This window comes from Hymenobacter latericoloratus (assembly GCF_014199535.1).
Taxonomy (GTDB): Bacteria; Bacteroidota; Bacteroidia; order Cytophagales; family Hymenobacteraceae; genus Hymenobacter; species Hymenobacter latericoloratus.
In genome coordinates, this window is record NZ_JACHNV010000005.1 from 117127 (window position 1) to 133954 (window position 16828).

Below are 16828 nucleotides of genomic sequence, written 5' to 3' on the forward strand. Positions count from 1 at the left end.
GCCACCCCTAAACCGGCGCCCCGGCCGTCCGGGACGTACGGCTGGCAGTTTTCTGACCCGTACCGGCTAAAAACCGTTAGAGGGGGTAGGCGGCTTGCCACCAGAAAGCCCCTACCCCGCTCTGGCTTATTGGTTTCTCACTTCTTACCTTCTCGCATGGCATCCTTCGACCTGGCCCAGCAACCTCACCGTCGTTTCAACCCGCTTACCGGAGAGTGGCTGCTCGTGTCGCCGCACCGGGCGCTGCGCCCCTGGCAGGGCCAGCAGGAAGCTCCCGACCGGAGTCAGCGCCCCGCCTACGACCCTACCTGCTACCTCTGCCCGGGCAACACCCGCGCCAACGGGGCCGTGAATCCCGCCTACGAGGGCACGTTTGTTTTCGACAATGATTTTGCGGCGCTTACCCCCGATGCTCCTACTGGTACGGTGGAGGTAGGCGGCCTGCTGCGGGCCGAGGCCGAATCGGGCGTGGGGCGGGTTATCTGCTTTTCTCCCCGCCACGACCTGACCTTGCCCGAAATGGATGTTGCCGCCATTCGGGGGGTAGTGGATGTGTGGGCCACGGAGTTTGAAGCCCTCGGCAGCCGGCCCGATATCAACTACGTACAGATTTTCGAGAACAAGGGTCAGGTGATGGGCTGCTCGAACCCCCACCCCCACGGTCAGATCTGGGCCCAGCGCACCGTGCCCGGCGACCCCGCCAAGGAAACCGTGCAGCAGCAGGCTTACTACCAGCAGCACGGCCGAACGCTACTCACCGACTACCTCGAAATCGAGCTGAAAGAGCAGCAGCGGGTAGTGCTGGAGAATGAGCACTTCGTGGTGCTGGTCCCCTTCTGGGCCGCCTGGCCCTTCGAGACGCTGGTGGTGTCACGCCGCGCCGTGCAGGACATTACCCAGCTTACCAGCCCGGAGCGCGACGCCTTCGCCGATGCCATCCGCCGCCTCACCATCCGCTACGACAACCTGTTCCAGACCTCCTTCCCATACTCCGCCGGCCTGCACCAGCGCCCCACCGATGGGCAGGAGCACCCGGAGTGGCACCTGCACATGCACTTCTATCCGCCCCTGCTGCGCTCGGCCACCGTACGCAAGTTTATGGTGGGCTACGAGCTGCTGGCCAACCCCCAGCGCGACATCACCCCCGAGTACGCCGCCCAGCGTCTGCGGGAGCTTTCGGAGGTGCATTATAAAGGGTAGGCAAATGAGAGAGGAGAGGTGAAGGATCATAGACATCAATCCTTCACCTCTCCTCCATAGCTTACCTATTTCCCGGTCAGCTTCTTAATCAGGTCCGTTTCGTTCTGGTGGTAGGGGGTACCGTCGCGGCGGAATACTTCGTGAAACCACTCGGTTGGCTCGCCGCCGTCGGCAATGGGCACGTCCCACTGGTATTTGGTGTTGGTTTTGCCATCCACGAGGCCCCAGTTGATGGCCCCTACGTTGTACTTTTTAAGCAGGGGCAGAATATTCACGAACCGAGAGTTGCGGGGGCGGGCCATGTACTCGGTGCAGATAAGCGGGCGGCCGTGGGTGTTGAGCAGCTCAATGATGCGCTGGTGCAGCGGCGCCTCGTCGTAGCAGTGGTAGGTGATAACATCGGAGTGCAGGGCCTGGTAGCGGTTCAAAGCCTCAAAATCCCAGTTCCAGAGGCCTATGCTTAGCGGTTGCTCGGGGTTTACCTCGCGGGCCCAGCTGAACACGTTGCGCACCAGCGGCAACGAGGAAGTAAGCTTGCCGCTATTGCCGGGCTCGTTGTACAGGTCCCAGAGCAGAATGCGCTTATCGCGGGCGAAATGGCGCAGCACGTCCTGCACGTAGGGCTTCAGCTTCACGAAGGCCACCGAGTCGCGGGAGGTAGGCTCGCCGGGGTCCTGCAGCCACCCCGAGTTGTGGATGCCAGGCTTGGGCGCGGGCTGTAGCCCGATTTTGGCTTCCTTGTTCCAGCAGTCATCGAAGAATACCAGAATCGTCCGGATGTGGTGCTTTTCGGCCAGGCCGAGGTAGGTGTTCACGCGGTCCTTGAAGCCCTGGGGGTCCTGCTGCCAGGCCAGGGAGTGCAGAAACACGCGCATGGTATTGAACCCAATGCTTTCGGCCCAGCCCAGCTCTCGGTCGATGGTGGTGGGGTCGAAGGTAGCGGCCTGCCACATTTCCAGCTGATTGATGGCCGTGCTGGGTGTAAAGTTGGCCCCCGTCATCCAGCGGTGCTCCTTGTACCAGGCGTTGGCTTTCTCGGCCGACCACCGCCGCTCCTGCGTTACGGCTACGGCGGCGGGGCCTTTTGTCTTGATCTTGGTTTTTTGGGCAATCGAGCTGGTAGAAACCAGCAGCAGTACGAGTAGAAGCAGCTTTTTCATAGAATCGGACAAGGTGGGAACTGAAGGAGCGGAAGGTTAAGAGGTCAAGATATGCAAACGATTGCATAATTATCTACATATTGAATTGCATTGCTGCATCTTCGCCCTTCTCCTCTCTCCTACACAGCGTGACTTACTAGTGCCCGCCGCCCCGGATTGGAGGCGTTGGCGTAGTGCCTGCCCCTACTTATGTAGCTTCCCCAGCTTCAACACCCCAGCCCTACTCACCGCCCCAATTATTTGCCTATGCCTTCCCGCCGCCACTTCTTGCAGCAGGCCACCGCTGGCCTGGCTTCGTTGGCTTTGCTAAACCAAGCCACTGCCCAGGCCGCCCGCACCTACACCAATCCCGTGTATGCCGGCCAGTTTCCCGACCCCTTCGTGCTGCGCCACCAGGGCCGCTACTACGCCTTCGGCACCACGGGCACCGGCCGCACCTCTGATGGCCGCATCTTCACGCTACTGACTTCCACGAACCTTGTGGACTGGAAGCCGGCCGGCGGGGCCCTTACGCCCCCCGCCGGAGCTGAGGGCGCCGACTTCTGGGCTCCGGAAGTCATTTATCATCAGGGCACCTTTTATATGTATTACTCCATGGGCGGCGGGGCCATTGGCGCTACCGTGGGCCACCGCCTGCACGTAGCCACCAGCAAAACGCCCCAGGGCCCTTACCAGCAGGTAGCCCTGCTGGATGTGCCCGACAGCAAGTTCACCATTGATGCCCACCCCTTTCAGGATACCGACGGGCAGTGGTACCTGTTCTACGCCCGCGACTTTATCGACTCTGCGGATGGCTACCGCCCCGGCACGGGCCTGGTGGTGGACCGCCTGCTGGACATGACCCGCCTGGCCGGGGAGAGCCGCACCGTGATGCGCGCCCGCCACGACTGGACCGTGTTCGAGAAAAACCGCACCATGCCGCTCTACGGGGGCCAAACCTTTCCGGAATGGCACACGCTGGAGGGCCCGTTTATGCGCAAGCAGGGCAACAAATACTACTGCTTCTACAGTGGCGCCAACTTCCTGACTTCCCGCTACGGCGTTGACTACTGCGTGGCCGACTCCATCATGGGTCCCTACTCCGACGCTGGGGCCGAGCAGGGCGCCCGGGTGCTGCACGCCGTGGAGGGCCACGTCCGCGGCCCGGGGCACCACTCCCACGTTTTCGGGCCCAATGGCAAAACCGAATACCTGGTGTATCACGCCTGGAACGCGCAGATGACGGAGCGCCAGCTCTGCATTGATCAGCTGCTCTGGACGCCGCAGGGGCCGCGCTGCCAGGGGCCTACCTACACCCCGCAGCCCCTACCCCGCTAACCGCCCCCAACCCATCGGGGCTGCCGCTACGGTTCTGCTTCCGGCAAGGGCAGCAATTTGGCAACGGAATACCTGAATGTGCTATGTTTGAGTAGTTTTTGCGCGATTCGTTGCGCAAAAACTACTCTGTTTTTTCCTTGTTCATTTCAACCGCCTACCCCTTGGCCCGCGCAAAAGCTTCTATTTCAGATCTGGCAAAACAGCTGGGCATATCGGTTTCCACGGTTTCGCGGGCCCTGAGCAACCACCCGAGCATCAGCGACGCCACCAAGAAAAAGGTCTGGAAGCTGGCCAAGGAGTTGCACTACCAGCCCAACCACTTAGCGGCCGGTTTGCGCAAAGGCCGCAGCAACTTGCTGGGCGTCATCGTGCCCCACATTGATGGGCACTTCTTCACGCTGGTGGTCAAAGGCATTGAAACGGTGGCCACCAAGGCCGGCTTCAACGTGCTCATTTGCCAGTCGAACGAGGACGTAGCGCACGAGCGCAAAAACATCGAAACCCTGCTCAGCGCCCAGGTAGAAGGCATTTTGGTGTCACTGGCCCGCACCACCCGCGACTTCAAGCACTTCGAGAAGGTAGAGAAGCAGGGCATTCCGTTGGTATTCTTCGACCGGGTGCTGGACGGCCTGAACGTGAGTGCCGTGGTGCTCGACGACCGGGAGGGGGGCTACCTTTCCACGAAACACCTCATTGCCCAGGGCTGCCGCCGCATTGCCCACTTTGGGGGTCCGCTGCACCTGAACATCTATAAAAACCGCCGTCTGGGCTACCTCGATGCCTTGCACGAACACGGCCTGCCCGTGGAGGAAGAGCTGATTTTCCACTGCGACATGACCGTGGAAGATGGCGTGCAGGGCATGCAGCAGCTCCTGGCCCTGCCCCACCCCCCGGATGCCGTGTTTTCGGCCAGCGACTTTTCGGTGGTAGGGGCCCTGCAGGAGCTGAAGCGCCAGAGGCTGCGCGTACCCCAGGATGTGGCTCTGGCCGGCTTCAGCAACGAAACCTTTACCTCCCTCACCGAGCCCATGCTTACCTCCGTGGACCAGCACTGCGAGCAGATGGGGCAGTCGGCGGTGCGGCTGTTTCTGGAGATGCGCGAGGAGCAGGACCAGAACTTCGCGCCCCGCCGCATTGTGCTCCCGCCCGATCTGCTGGTCCGGGATTCGTCGGTGCGGAGCTGAGTGGCCTTGGGCACCGCGTTGTTGGCCGGCACAGCCGCCAACTGGCCCCGCATGAGGGGGCGAAACTGGCGGCAGAAAACAAAAAACCCGCTTTATGCTAGCATAAAGCGGGTTTCAGTGGAGCTGCAGGGATTCGAACCCTGGTCCAGACAAGGAAGCCGTCGAGCTTTCTACGTGTGTATCTATGCTTGAATTTTCGAGACATTCCAGGCGCACATCAGGCCCTTGGTTTGTCCTTATCTGCTGTGGTTTCGCCCTGGAGTCGCAGCGCCCCCAAGACTATCCTACTACTTACGACGCCCCGAACTCACCCGTGAGAAGGAAGACGGATGCGGGACGATGGCACTTACCTAATACCTAGATTAGGCAGCCATGGCGTAGCTATACTCGCCGGTTGTTGTTTGAATGACTTTTTAACGGGAGATTCATTCAACTCCCGACACGCTTACTCGCGACCTGCACAAGCTGTCAATTCCGGTCAGCCCCAATTTTAAAAGAACGATGCCGCCACAAGTAGCGGGGTGCGAATGTACGCACATCAGCCGGAAAACGTTACTTCGGAATGAAATTGTTCCCTGCTTCAACCGTCATTCCGACCGCCGGGAGGAATCTGAGTCGAACCCAGGAAGCCAACCCGGATTCCTCCCAGCGGTCGGAATGACGGTTCTATTTCCTGCCGCAGCCTACCCATTGCATCCTTCCAAACCCGGGCTTTTCGGGGTATCTTTGTGGCTAGTCGTATGGAGAATTTTGTTGTTTCAGCCCGCAAGTACCGTCCCGCCACGTTTCGCAGCGTAGTTGGGCAGCAGCACGTTACCACCACGCTGCAGAACGCCATTGCCTCCCAGCATCTGGCGCAGGCGTTCCTGTTCTGCGGTCCGCGGGGGGTAGGCAAAACCACCTGTGCCCGCATTCTGGCCAAAACCATCAACTGCGAGTTCGTGGAGGAGCACGTGCGCAAAGGCCGGCCGGTTTCGGAGCTGCTGAAAACCCAGCCCGACATCGTGCCCGACGCCCTGCAAACGGCCCCGGACCCCGACAACACGCCCTTCGAGCTGGAAGCCTGCGGTAAGTGCTCTTCGTGCCGGGCTTTCCAGGAAAACGCCTCGTTCAACGTGCACGAGCTGGACGCGGCTTCCAACAACTCGGTGGAGGACATCCGCAGCCTGGTAGAGCAGGTGCGCTACGCCCCGCAGCAGGGCCGCTTCAAGGTGTACATCATCGACGAGGTGCACATGCTCTCGAATGCGGCTTTCAACGCCTTCCTGAAAACCCTGGAAGAGCCGCCAAGCTACGCCATTTTCATTCTGGCTACCACCGAGCGCCACAAGATTATCCCCACCATCCTCTCGCGCTGCCAGATCTTCGACTTCAACCGGATTCGGGTGGATGATATTCGGGGCCATTTGCGCTACGTAGCCACCCAGGAGCACATCAAGGCCGAGGATGACGCCCTGCACCTGCTGGCCCAGAAGGCCGACGGGGGCCTGCGCGACGCCCTGAGCATGTTCGACCAGATGGTGACCTTCTCGGGCCACGATCTGCGCTATAAGGACGTGGTGCAGAACCTGCACATTCTGGACTACGAGTACTATTTCCGGCTGGTAGATGCCCTGCTGAGCGAAAACCTCTCCCAGACCCTGCTGCTGCTGGAAGAGGTAGTCCAGAACGGCTTCGACCTGCACAACTTCGTGGTGGGCGCCGCCGAGCATCTGCGCGGCCTGCTGGTGTGCAAGGACCCCGTGACGGTGCAGCTGCTGGAAGTATCCGACAACATTCGGGCGCGCTACGTGCAGCAGGCCCAGGCCGCCCCCCTGCCCTTCCTGCTCTCGGCCCTGAACCTAGTAAGCCAGTGCGACCGGGAGTTCAAGCAAGCCAAAAACCAGCGCCTGCACGTGGAGCTCATGCTCATGAAGCTGGCCTACCTCAACAGCGCCGTGCAGTTTGCCCGCGACCTGAGCAGCGGCGCCGCCTCAGCCAGCAACGGCGAGGCGAAAAAAAAAAGTAGCGTAGCTCCTACCCCCTCTGCGCCCGCAAACGGCCAGTTGGTAGCTGATGGTACGGCCGAAGCCCCGGCTGCTTACGCAAAAGTCGCCGGGAATGGGGCAGCTGCCGCGGTGCTACAGCCAGCAGCACCCGTACCCGCGCCTACCCCCCTGCCCCAGCCGAAGTCGGCCCCGGCTGACCCGGAACCCGTAGTGCCGGTGGAAAGCGGCGTGGAGGAGCTGCACGACACGCTCAGCATTGAGGATGAGGCCGCTACCCTGGTGCCGCCCACCAGCCGCATCCGCGACACGGTGCCGCACGTGGAAATCGGGACGCCCAGCGTGGCCGGCCACGAGCCGGGCCAGACGCCGGTAACGGCTGCTCCCCTACCCCCGCCCCGCCCCGGAATGCCCACCGGCAAGCCGTTAGGCCTGGGCACCAAGCTGCCGGGCCTGGGGAGCCTATCGGCCATGAAGGCCCAGCTGGAGCAGCAGGCCGCGGCCGGCAAAGCCAGCGTGGAAGCCGAGTCCAGCGGCCCCACTACGGGCCTGCCTACCATCAACGATGAGGTACTCCAGCGGGTGTGGAAGGAGCTGACCGAGGAGCGCAAAGCCATCAGCATGATGCACTATAGCCTGCTTAACCGTCCCGTGCAGGCCAATGAGCAGCACCTGATTGTGCTGCGGGTGGACAACCCCGTGCAGGAAGACCAGTTCAACGAGTTTCGGGCCGAGTTCCTGGGGGAGCTGCGCCGCCGCACGGGCTACCCCCGCCTCAACGTGCAGGCCGAGGTAGTGGAGCGTGTAGAAACCGGCCGCAAGCTCTACACCTCCAACGACAAGCTGGAGTACCTGATGGAGAAGTATCCCATGCTCACGGCCATGAAGCAGAAGCTGGGCCTGGACGCGGACTTCTAAATCGTTGATTTGCGCTGACTGGGGTGATTACGCTGATTCCGTTGGCTCAGGCTGGGCCTGTTTAGGCAGTCTGGAAAACGCGTAGCCGGCATATCGAGCTTGTCGAGACATCTGGCGTGGCTGACGTTGTGGTGGTAACTGTCATGCAGAGCCGGAGGCGAAGCATGTCGCTCAGCTGACGTTGCCAAAGTATTCACTCCCCCTCTCCCCCGGAGAGAGGGGGCCGGGGGGTGAGGCGAACCACACGCCCAGCTAAACCAGCGCGAATCTGCGATTCTCTATACACATTTTTTTTCACTTCGCGGCGGCCGGGCCTTTGTCAAGCTTTTTATTCCCAGGGGGGCGGCCTATCTTTGGCCCTTATCCTTTCCTGCTCTGCTTTCCGCGTTCGTCTCCTCGTGAAAAAACCCCTGCTGCTCATTATTCCGGCCCTGGCTTCGCTCGGCCTTACCCAGTGCCAGACGAGCAAGCCAACGGCTACTGCTGGAACTTCTTCCTCCACTCCCGCCGCCGCTACCCCGGCTCCGCAGCAGAAAGAGTACAAGTACCAGACCGTAGAAGGCGACCCGCTGAAAGCGCGCATCTACACCCTCGACAACGGCCTGACGGTGTATTTGTCGGATTACGACGACGCCCCGCGCATCCAGACCTACCTGGCCGTGCGCGCCGGCTCCAAAAACGACCCCAGCACCGCTACTGGTCTGGCCCACTACCTGGAGCACATGGTGTTCAAGGGCACCTCCCGGCTGGGCACCCAGAACTGGGCCGCCGAGAAAGTGGAGCTGGATAAGATTGAGGCCCTCTACGAGCAGTACCGCGCCCAGCGCAACGACCCCGCCGCCCGCAAGCGCACCTACCACCAGATCGACTCGATTTCCAGCGTAGCGGCCAAGTACGCCGTAGCCAACGAGTACGACAAGGTGATGGGCGCCATCGGGGCCAAGGGCTCCAACGCCTACACCTCCGTGGAGCAGACAGTGTACCAGGAGGATATTCCGAGCAACCAGCTGGAAAAGTGGGCCGCCATTCAGGCTGAGCGCATGGGGGAAATGGTGCCGCGCCTGTTCCATACCGAACTGGAGGCGGTGTACGAGGAGAAAAACCGTGGCCTGGACTCCGACTTCCGCAAGGAGTTTGAGGCCATGAACGCCAGCCTGTTCCAGAAGCACGAATACGGCACCCAGACCACCATCGGGACCATCGAGCACCTGCAGAACCCCTCCATCACGGAAATCAAGAAGTACTTCGGCCAGTATTACGTGCCGAATAACGTGGCCCTGTGCCTGAGCGGTGACCTGGACTACGACCAGACCATCCGCATCATTGACCAGTACTTCGGTAAGCTGCAAGCCAAGCCGGTGCCGGCCTTCACCCCCGCCCAGGAAGCGCCCATCACGGCGCCCATTGTGAAGGAAGTGCTGGGCCCCGACGCCGAAAACGTGATGATCGGCTTCCGCTTTCCCGGCACTGCCACCCGCGACGCGCTGGTGCTGCGCATGATCGACAAGATTCTGAGCAACGGACAGGCCGGCCTCATCGACCTGGACCTGAACCAGAAGCAGGCCGTGCTGAGCGCCGCTTCGTTCACGGACCTCAACAACGACTACTCTACCCACATCCTGTACGCTACCCCCCGCCAGGGCCAGAGCCTCAACCAGGTGCGCGACCTGCTGCTGGGCGAGCTCAGTAAGGTGAAGCAGGGTGACTTTCCGGAGTGGCTGATTCCGGCCATCATCAACAACGAGCAGCTGCAACGCACCAAGAGCTACGAGAGCAACGAAGCTCGCGCTGGTGCCTTCGTGGCGGCTTTCGTGGCCCGTGAGGACTGGAAAGACTACCTCAAGCAGTTCGACGACTTCGGCACCATCACCAAGGAAGAAGTGATGCGCGTGGCCAAGCAGTACTACGGCCCTGGCTACGCGTTGGTGTACAAGCGTACCGGCCAGGACCCCAACAAGGTGAAAGTGGTGAAGCCCGCCATTACGCCCGTGCCGGTAAACCGCGAAGCCGCTTCCGACTTCTACAAGCAGGTGACCAGCATGACCTCGCCGGAGTTGCAGCCGGTGTTTCTGGACTACAAGAAAGACATTCAGGAAACGAAGCTGGCTTCGGGCCTGCCGGTGTACTACACCCACAACGCCGAGAACAACCTCTTCAACCTATACTACGTGCTTGATCTGGGCACGAACCACGACCCCAAGCTGGGCCTGGCTACTGATTACCTGCAGTACCTGGGCACCGGCAAGTACAATGCCGCCCAGCTCCAGCAGGAGTTCTACAAGCTCGGCTGCTCTTTCTCGGTGCAAAGCGGCCAGGACCGCACCTTCGTCAGCCTCTCCGGCCTCGACACCAACTTTGAGCAGGCCTTGCAGTTGTTTGAAAGCCTGCTGGCGGCGCCCAAGCCCGACGCGGCGGCTCTCAAGAACATGGTGGCCGGCGTACTCAAAGCCCGTCAGGATGCCAAGCTCAACAAAGGCGTGATTCTAAACCAGGCCTTAGTGAACTACGCCAAGTACGGCGCCAAGAACCCCTTCACCACGCAGCTGAGCGAGAAAGAGCTGAAGGCCCTGAAGCCCGAGCAACTCACTGCCCTCATCCAGAAGCTCCCGACTTACCAGCACCGCGTGCTGTACTACGGGCCGCGACCAATGCGCGGATTAAAGAAAACGGATAATGAAGAGACTGAGAAGAAAATTGGATACAATAACCAAAAAGACGAATGGGGAAGCCCAGGCTCTCTCACGAATATTTTAACGCAACATCACCGCACGCCCGCTAAGCTGACGCCTGTACCGGCCAACAAGGACTTCGCGGAGCAACCGCTGACGGACCGCAAGGTGTACTGGGTGGACTACAACATGGTGCAGGCAGAAATCCTGTTCCTGAGCAAAGGCCCCGTGTTTGACAAAGGTTTGCTGCCGACCACCAGCCTCTACAACGAGTATTTCGGGGGTAGCATGGGTAGCATTGTATTCCAGGAATTGCGCGAGTCCAAGGCCCTGGCGTACTCGGCTTCCTCGCGGTTTGCCTCGGCCGACAAGGTAGGGCGCAGCTCCTACAACCTCAGCTACATTGGCACCCAGAGCGACAAGCTGCCCGAGGCCATGGCCGGCATGAACACCCTGCTCAACGACATGCCCGTGGCCGAAGCCAACCTGCAGATTGCCAAACAAAGCATCCGCAACAGCATTGCCACGGAGCGCATCACCAAGTCCGACATCCTGTTCAGCTACGAGCGCGCCAAGCGCCTCGGCCTCGACTACGACGTGCGCCGCGACGTGTACGAGCAGACCGCCAACATGAGCTTCCAGGACTTGCAGAAATTTCAGCAGGCCCGCGTGAAAGGTCAGCCCCAAACGATTCTGGTTATCGGCAGCAAAGACCGCCTCAACTTTAAGGAGCTGGCCAAGTACGGCCAGGTCCAGCAACTCACGCTGAAAGAGATTTTCGGCTATTAGTGCCCATGTCGCTTCTACCATTTCACCTGTCATCCTGAGCGCAGCGAAGGACCTTATCACCCCGGAACGACACCGTTCGGTAGTAATTCTCAACGTGATAAGGTCCTTCGCTGCGCTCAGGATGACAGGCGGGGTAGCAGGAGCCACATTTTTCAAAACCCACAATCCTCAATACCTGTCACGTAACACCTGACAATCTTTTCAACAATGGCAGAGAAAATCACCATCAAGAACGGCAAGCTGAATGTGCCCGATCAACCCATCATCCCGTTCATCGAAGGCGACGGCACGGGTCCGGACATCTGGGCGGCTTCCGTCCGCGTGTTCGACGCGGCAGTAGAAAAAGCCTACGGCGGCTCGCGCAAGCTGGTGTGGAAAGAAGTAATGGCCGGCGAGAAGTCGTTCAAGCAGACTGGTAACTGGCTGCCCAACGAAACCCTGGATGCCTTCCGCGACTACCTCGTGGGCATCAAAGGCCCCCTGACTACCCCCGTAGGTGGCGGTATTCGTTCCCTGAACGTGGCCCTGCGCCAGGAACTGGACCTGTACGCCTGCGTACGCCCGGTGCGGTGGTTTGAAGGCGTGCCCTCGCCCGTGAAGCAGCCGAACCTGACCGACATGGTGATTTTCCGCGAAAACACCGAGGACATCTACGCCGGCATCGAGTACATGAACGGCACGCCCCAGGCGCAGAAAATGCTGGAATTCCTGCAGGACGAGATGGGTGTGAAGAAAATCCGCTTCCCCGAGTCGTCGTCGTTCGGCATTAAGCCCGTATCGAAAGAGGGTACCGAGCGGCTGGTGCGCGCCGCTATTCAGTACGCCATCGACAACAACAAGCCTTCGGTGACCATCGTGCACAAAGGCAACATCATGAAGTTCACCGAGGGTGCCTTCAAAACCTGGGGTTACGAGCTGGCTGAGCGTGAGTTCGGCGACAAAGTGTACACCTGGGCTCAGTACGACAAGGTAGCGGCCAAGCAAGGCCAGGAAGTAGCCGACGCCCAGCAGAAAGCTGCGCTGGAAAGCGGCAAGATTCTGGTGAAAGACAGCATTGCTGACGCCTTCCTGCAGCAGATCCTGCTCCGCCCCGCCGACTACTCGGTAGTGGCTACCCTGAACCTGAACGGCGACTATATCTCCGATGCCCTGGCTGCCATCGTGGGTGGTATCGGCATTGCGCCCGGTGCCAACATCAACTACGTAACCGGCCACGCCATCTTCGAAGCTACCCACGGCACCGCGCCCAAGTACGCTGGCCTCGATAAAGTGAACCCCGGTTCGGTTATCCTGTCGGGTGCCCTGATGCTGGAGCACATGGGCTGGCAGGAAGCTGCCGACCTGATCTACAAAGGCCTGGAAGCCGCCATTGCCTCGAAGCGCGTAACCTACGACTTCGAGCGTCTGATGGACGGTGCTACCCTGCTGAAGTGCAGCGAGTTCGGCGACGAGATTATCAGCCGGATGTAGTAGCTTGGCACTAGCCAACTAATCCACGAAACCCCGCGTTGGCTGTAGAGCTGGCGCGGGGTTTTGATTTATCAAAATAATAAATTTCATTATGAAACAGGAAAAACAAAAAATGAATAGTGCGCATATGTTAGCTGCTAATGCTAATGAATTTCACCAGGTTGGTTATGGATTAGCAGCGCGTATAAAATCCGCTTTAGTTACAAAAGGATTTGAAGTGATGGTACCTGCTGCTGTAAATTTCTCACTTGCTTCCGAATTGTATTTGAAAGCTGTTCACACTATGACAGGCCGTCCTGCAGCTGAAATCCACAAACTTTGGGAATTATTCAGAACACTCCCAGAATTTCTCAGGATACAATTTGAAAATAAGTACAAAGAAGCTATAGATGCCAATCAAATAAAGCCTTTGGAAATACTACCTAACGGCAACGCACAAATTGATAATATTGAAACTTTATTATTAAAACATAACGATTCTTTTGTCCAATGGAGATATGTTCATGAGATTAAAAAGACAAATCATACGTATAGCTTTGACTTTCCAAGGATGCATATATTTTGCCAAGTATTAAACGAACATACATGTAGTTTAATGGGGAATAGACAATTTAAAGTTGCTACTCTACCACCTTCTCCTGATTATTCCATTTAACACGTGTGAGGTCATATGGAATGCTCTTTCCATGAACTTCCGTATACTTGCATAATCTTGACAGACAACCGGTCTGCTAGACGCGCAAACGGCGGCCAGAGCCGAAGCCCTGACCGCCGCCACCCTACGGATGTCCGAGCCAGTGGCTGACCACGGCTCGAATTGCGCCTGTTAGAACTGCTTTCGTCAGTTCCAGCACGACGTGAAACCAATTGGCTTTGCCAACCGGTTTCTTTTTCGCACGTTTACCCATAACTGCTTAGGTAGAGGGTGTGCTAACCACCCACTTCCTGAAGCCCCGGCAGAGCCACCTGCCGGGGCTTCGTCTTTTCAGACGACGCGTTGGCGGGGTGACGACCGTGCGAATAGAGTAAAGGTAGCAACTGCCGGGGTAGCTCAACAACAAACAGAGCGCCTTAGGTGGGGCGCTCTGTGAGGTTTAAGTTAGTTGTAGGGGTAGGCGCTAGTTGCCCAGCGCTCCGAAGGCGGGGCTTTTGCCGGGCACGAAGTCGAGGACGATGGAATTCATGCAGTAGCGCTGGCCGGTGGGCGGCGGGCCGTCGTTGAAGATGTGGCCGAGGTGGGCGTCGCAGCGGCCGCAGAGCACTTCGGTGCGCTCCATGCCGAGGGTGTTATCGGCTTCGTAGCGCACGGCCTTGGTACGCAGGGGCTCGAAGAAGCTGGGCCAGCCACAGTCGCTGGCAAACTTGGCTGTGGAGCGGAACAGGGCATTGCCGCAAGCGGCGCAGTAGTAAGTGCCCTTGGCCTCGGCATTCCAGTATTTGCCGGTGAAGGGCCGCTCGGTGTCTTTGCCCCGGGCTACGCGGTACACCTCAGGGGTGAGGACCTGCTTCCACTGAGCGTCGGAGAGGCGCAGGCGGGTAGTATCGGTGCGGGAATAGTAGAGGTTACGGCCGGTAGCGGGGGTAGCAGCCTTGGCGGCCGTTTTGGTGGCGGCTGAAGCTTTGGCTTTGGCAGGCGCGGTTTGGGCTTGGCCGTCGCAGGAGAAACAGCAGGTAGCTACCAGAAGCAGCCCAACAATGCGAAGTAGCATGATGCAAGGGGATGAAGTGTACCTGCACATACGTAGTTGCTACCCCCATCGGTTCCTCTAAACCTGAACCGTTGCGGCGGCCGCCCGGAACTAGCACCATTGTTGCGCCTCTGAGCGGATACGCACCTTTTATTCCTCGCTTTATCTATGAAACGCTGCTTACTTCCTACCCTCCTGGCGCTGGGCAGCCTGACTGCCGCGCACGCCCAAACCTCCGTAGTGGTTAACCCCGATGGGACGTTCTCGACACTAGAGCAAACCGGTGGCTCAGCGGTGCTGATCAACCCAAACGGCACGCATTCCACAGTACCCAATGCCGACAGCAACCCCACGGTTGTCGTCAACCCGGATGGTACCCACTCAACGTTACACCGCCACGGCGGCACCAGTCTGCTGGTAGCGCCTAGCGGCTCTCACCAAACCCTTTCTTCCCCTACCCCCGACACAACGCATCATTCGCGCCTGCCGCGTATCAGGAAACGGAAGCAGCAATATGCTGACGCTCTCTTCTAATAAAAGGCCGTCATGTCGAGCTTGCCGAGACATCTCGCCTGCTGATGCTGGGATGCTAACTCAACGAAGCGGTAGAGATGCTTCGGCAGGCTCAGCATGACGTTACTAACCCAACCTCAGCACGCGAGATGTCTCGGCAAGCTCGACATGACGGCCTTTACATTTATAGCCGGACCTACTGCAAACCCAACACTCCGGCTAGTTCTGTAACTTTTTGAGGTAGGCAGCGGCAGCGGTGTTTTTGGGATTGAGGGCCAGGGCACGCTTATAGTTTTTGGCGGCGAGGTCCTGGTTGCCCAGGTCGGCGTAGGTTTCGGCGAGGCTGTCGTAGGTGTTGGCGCTCTGGGGGTAAAGGCTGACGTTGAGCTTGAACACCTCCAGGGCTTCCTGGGCCATGTTCTGGCGGAGCAGCATATAGCCCCAGGTATTTACTTCATCTTCGGGCAGCTGGTAGGCGGCGTTTTTCTTTTTCTCCTGCTTTACCAGCGCCGAGGCCTGCGCGAAGCCGCGCTTGCGCAGCTCGGTATGCAGGGCCCGGATGGTGGGCGGCAGGCCGAACCCAGCTACGGCGCGCATATCGGGGAGGTAGTGGCCGGCTATTTCATCCATAAATACATCGGGGTTGGCCCCAATGAGGTTGGTCAGGACTACAATGGCCAGGTCGTCGTCGGGGTAGATGAATAGGGCGGAGCGGCCCCCTCCTACTGGCGCCACCGCGCGGTGCTCGGGGCGCGCTACGGTGGGCCAGCCCAGAGCATAGCCATTTAGCATGCGGCTGAAGCCGCGCTGGGTGCCATTGTTGAGGTTGCCGGGCGTCCAGAGGGTAGGGAGGCTGGCGAGTTTCAGGAGCTGCCCCTGCTGCAGGGCGATAATCCAGCGGGCAACCTCCTCGGCCGTGGAGCTCATGCCGGCCGCCGTGCGCAGCATGGGCGGAAACGTCTCGAAGGTGTTGCGGAGCTGGTTGCCCCGGCGCATCTGCCCGTTGCTGTTGTGGTAGTAGGTGTAGCCCCGGGCCCCGTGGGGCAGCACGTCGTGGGCGTCGCCGAAGGTGGTGCGCGGCATCCCGACTACGTTCAGCTGGCGCTCCTGAATAAACTGGATAAACGGCTGCCCACTGAGCTTATCAATGATTTTGCCCAGCAGCAGATAGTTGGTCTGGTTGTAGGCAAACTTCTCGCCGGGCGCGAAGTCCATGGGCTGGGTTTGCACCTTGGCCCAGGCGGCGCTTTCGGTTGACTCGGTCACCATCTCGTCGTCGGGCATAATGTCGGGTAGGCCGGAGGTGTGGGTGAGCATCTGCCGGACCGTAACGGGCTGCCAGGCCGCGGGCAGGCCCTCGAGGTAGCGCGAGGCGGGCGCCGCGAGGTCGAGCTTGCCGGCTTCCACCAGCTGCATCACGGCTACCCCTACAAAGGCCTTGGTGATGGAGTTAATGGTAAACCGCGTCTGGCCGGTTACCGGCACCGAGTCCTGCACGTTAGCCAGCCCGTACTGCCCCGTCCGGATGATTTTGCCGTGCCGGATAACGGCCAGCTGCAGCCCCGGAATGCGGAGTTGGCGCATTTTGGCTTGCAGAAACAGGTCGAGGCTGTCGGGAGGGGTAGCGGCTTGCGCCTGAGAAGCAGTGCCAAGGCTCAGGAACAGGACCAGCCAGACCAGGGGGGCCCAGGCAGATGTACGGGGCGTTTTCATGGGAGAGCAATTAAGGGAAAGAGACAGTAGCGGTGCGCGCGGCCGGGTTACGCAGGGACAGATGTAGCGCCGTAATATAGGGTTGCCTCTATCTTAAATATTTCCCGTAAGGCTGATAATCCAAACCCGTCAACTGACAAGACAAACCAGTGCCGCTCAATAGGCGCTTAGAGTAGGTCGCCAACCTTTCGCCCAGAACCGGAGGGTAGGCCGGCGCGGCTG

11 protein-coding genes and 1 other RNA gene are annotated in these 16828 nt (G+C 59.5%); 8 read left to right on the plus strand and 4 right to left on the minus strand.

All coding sequences use genetic code 11. The annotated features are described in order from the left end of the window. The first annotated feature begins 156 nt into the window (after positions 1-156). A complete protein-coding gene (locus GGU46_RS16225; RefSeq protein ID WP_183404614.1) occupies positions 157-1200 on the plus strand; it encodes a UDP-glucose--hexose-1-phosphate uridylyltransferase in 1044 nt (347 codons plus the stop codon). A gap of 65 nt (positions 1201-1265) precedes the next feature. On the opposite strand, the gene GGU46_RS16230 is transcribed toward GGU46_RS16225, so the two are convergent. After that, positions 1266-2360 (minus strand): glycoside hydrolase 5 family protein, encoded by a 1095-nt coding sequence (locus GGU46_RS16230; protein WP_183404615.1) that lies wholly within the window; start codon positions 2358-2360, stop codon positions 1266-1268. A gap of 246 nt (positions 2361-2606) precedes the next feature. On the opposite strand from GGU46_RS16230, the gene GGU46_RS16235 reads away from it, so the two are divergent. Both GGU46_RS16235 and GGU46_RS16240 read left to right on the plus strand, forming a co-directional pair. Then, a complete protein-coding gene (locus tag GGU46_RS16235; protein ID WP_183404616.1) occupies positions 2607-3677 on the plus strand; it encodes a glycoside hydrolase family 43 protein in 1071 nt (356 codons plus the stop codon). A gap of 161 nt (positions 3678-3838) precedes the next feature. Beyond that, positions 3839-4861, plus strand: coding sequence for a LacI family DNA-binding transcriptional regulator (locus tag GGU46_RS16240; protein WP_184094075.1), 1023 nt, complete (start codon positions 3839-3841; stop codon positions 4859-4861). Between the two features lie 115 nt (positions 4862-4976). Here the strand turns inward: GGU46_RS16240 and ssrA are convergent. After that, positions 4977-5347, minus strand: a transfer-messenger RNA (tmRNA) gene (gene ssrA, locus GGU46_RS16245). A gap of 254 nt (positions 5348-5601) precedes the next feature. On the opposite strand from ssrA, the gene dnaX reads away from it, so the two are divergent. From dnaX to GGU46_RS16265, 4 genes are all read left to right on the plus strand, one after another. Next, positions 5602-7764: a DNA polymerase III subunit gamma/tau gene (dnaX, locus tag GGU46_RS16250; RefSeq protein WP_183404618.1), complete on the plus strand. Its 2163-nt coding sequence runs from the start codon at positions 5602-5604 to the stop codon at positions 7762-7764. Positions 7765-8162: 398 nt separating this feature from the next. Continuing rightward, positions 8163-11222, plus strand: a complete 3060-nt coding sequence (locus GGU46_RS16255) for a M16 family metallopeptidase (RefSeq protein WP_317171926.1) — start codon at positions 8163-8165, stop codon at positions 11220-11222. Between the two features lie 207 nt (positions 11223-11429). After that, on the plus strand, positions 11430-12692 hold the full coding sequence (icd, locus tag GGU46_RS16260) for an NADP-dependent isocitrate dehydrogenase (protein ID WP_183404619.1): 1263 nt from the start codon (positions 11430-11432) through the stop codon (positions 12690-12692). 91 nt (positions 12693-12783) lie between these two features. Further along, positions 12784-13347, plus strand: a complete 564-nt coding sequence (locus tag GGU46_RS16265) for a hypothetical protein (protein WP_183404620.1) — start codon at positions 12784-12786, stop codon at positions 13345-13347. 463 nt (positions 13348-13810) lie between these two features. On the opposite strand, the gene msrB is transcribed toward GGU46_RS16265, so the two are convergent. Beyond that, entirely contained in the window at positions 13811-14401 is a 591-nt protein-coding gene (msrB, locus tag GGU46_RS16270) for a peptide-methionine (R)-S-oxide reductase MsrB (RefSeq protein ID WP_183404621.1), read from the minus strand. A gap of 147 nt (positions 14402-14548) precedes the next feature. On the opposite strand from msrB, the gene GGU46_RS16275 reads away from it, so the two are divergent. Beyond that, positions 14549-14914 (plus strand): hypothetical protein, encoded by a 366-nt coding sequence (locus GGU46_RS16275; RefSeq protein WP_183404622.1) that lies wholly within the window; start codon positions 14549-14551, stop codon positions 14912-14914. A gap of 198 nt (positions 14915-15112) precedes the next feature. Here GGU46_RS16275 and GGU46_RS16280 read toward each other — a convergent pair whose 3' ends face one another. Further along, entirely contained in the window at positions 15113-16606 is a 1494-nt protein-coding gene (locus GGU46_RS16280) for a serine hydrolase (RefSeq protein ID WP_183404623.1), read from the minus strand. Between the last annotated feature and the right edge of the window lie 222 nt (positions 16607-16828).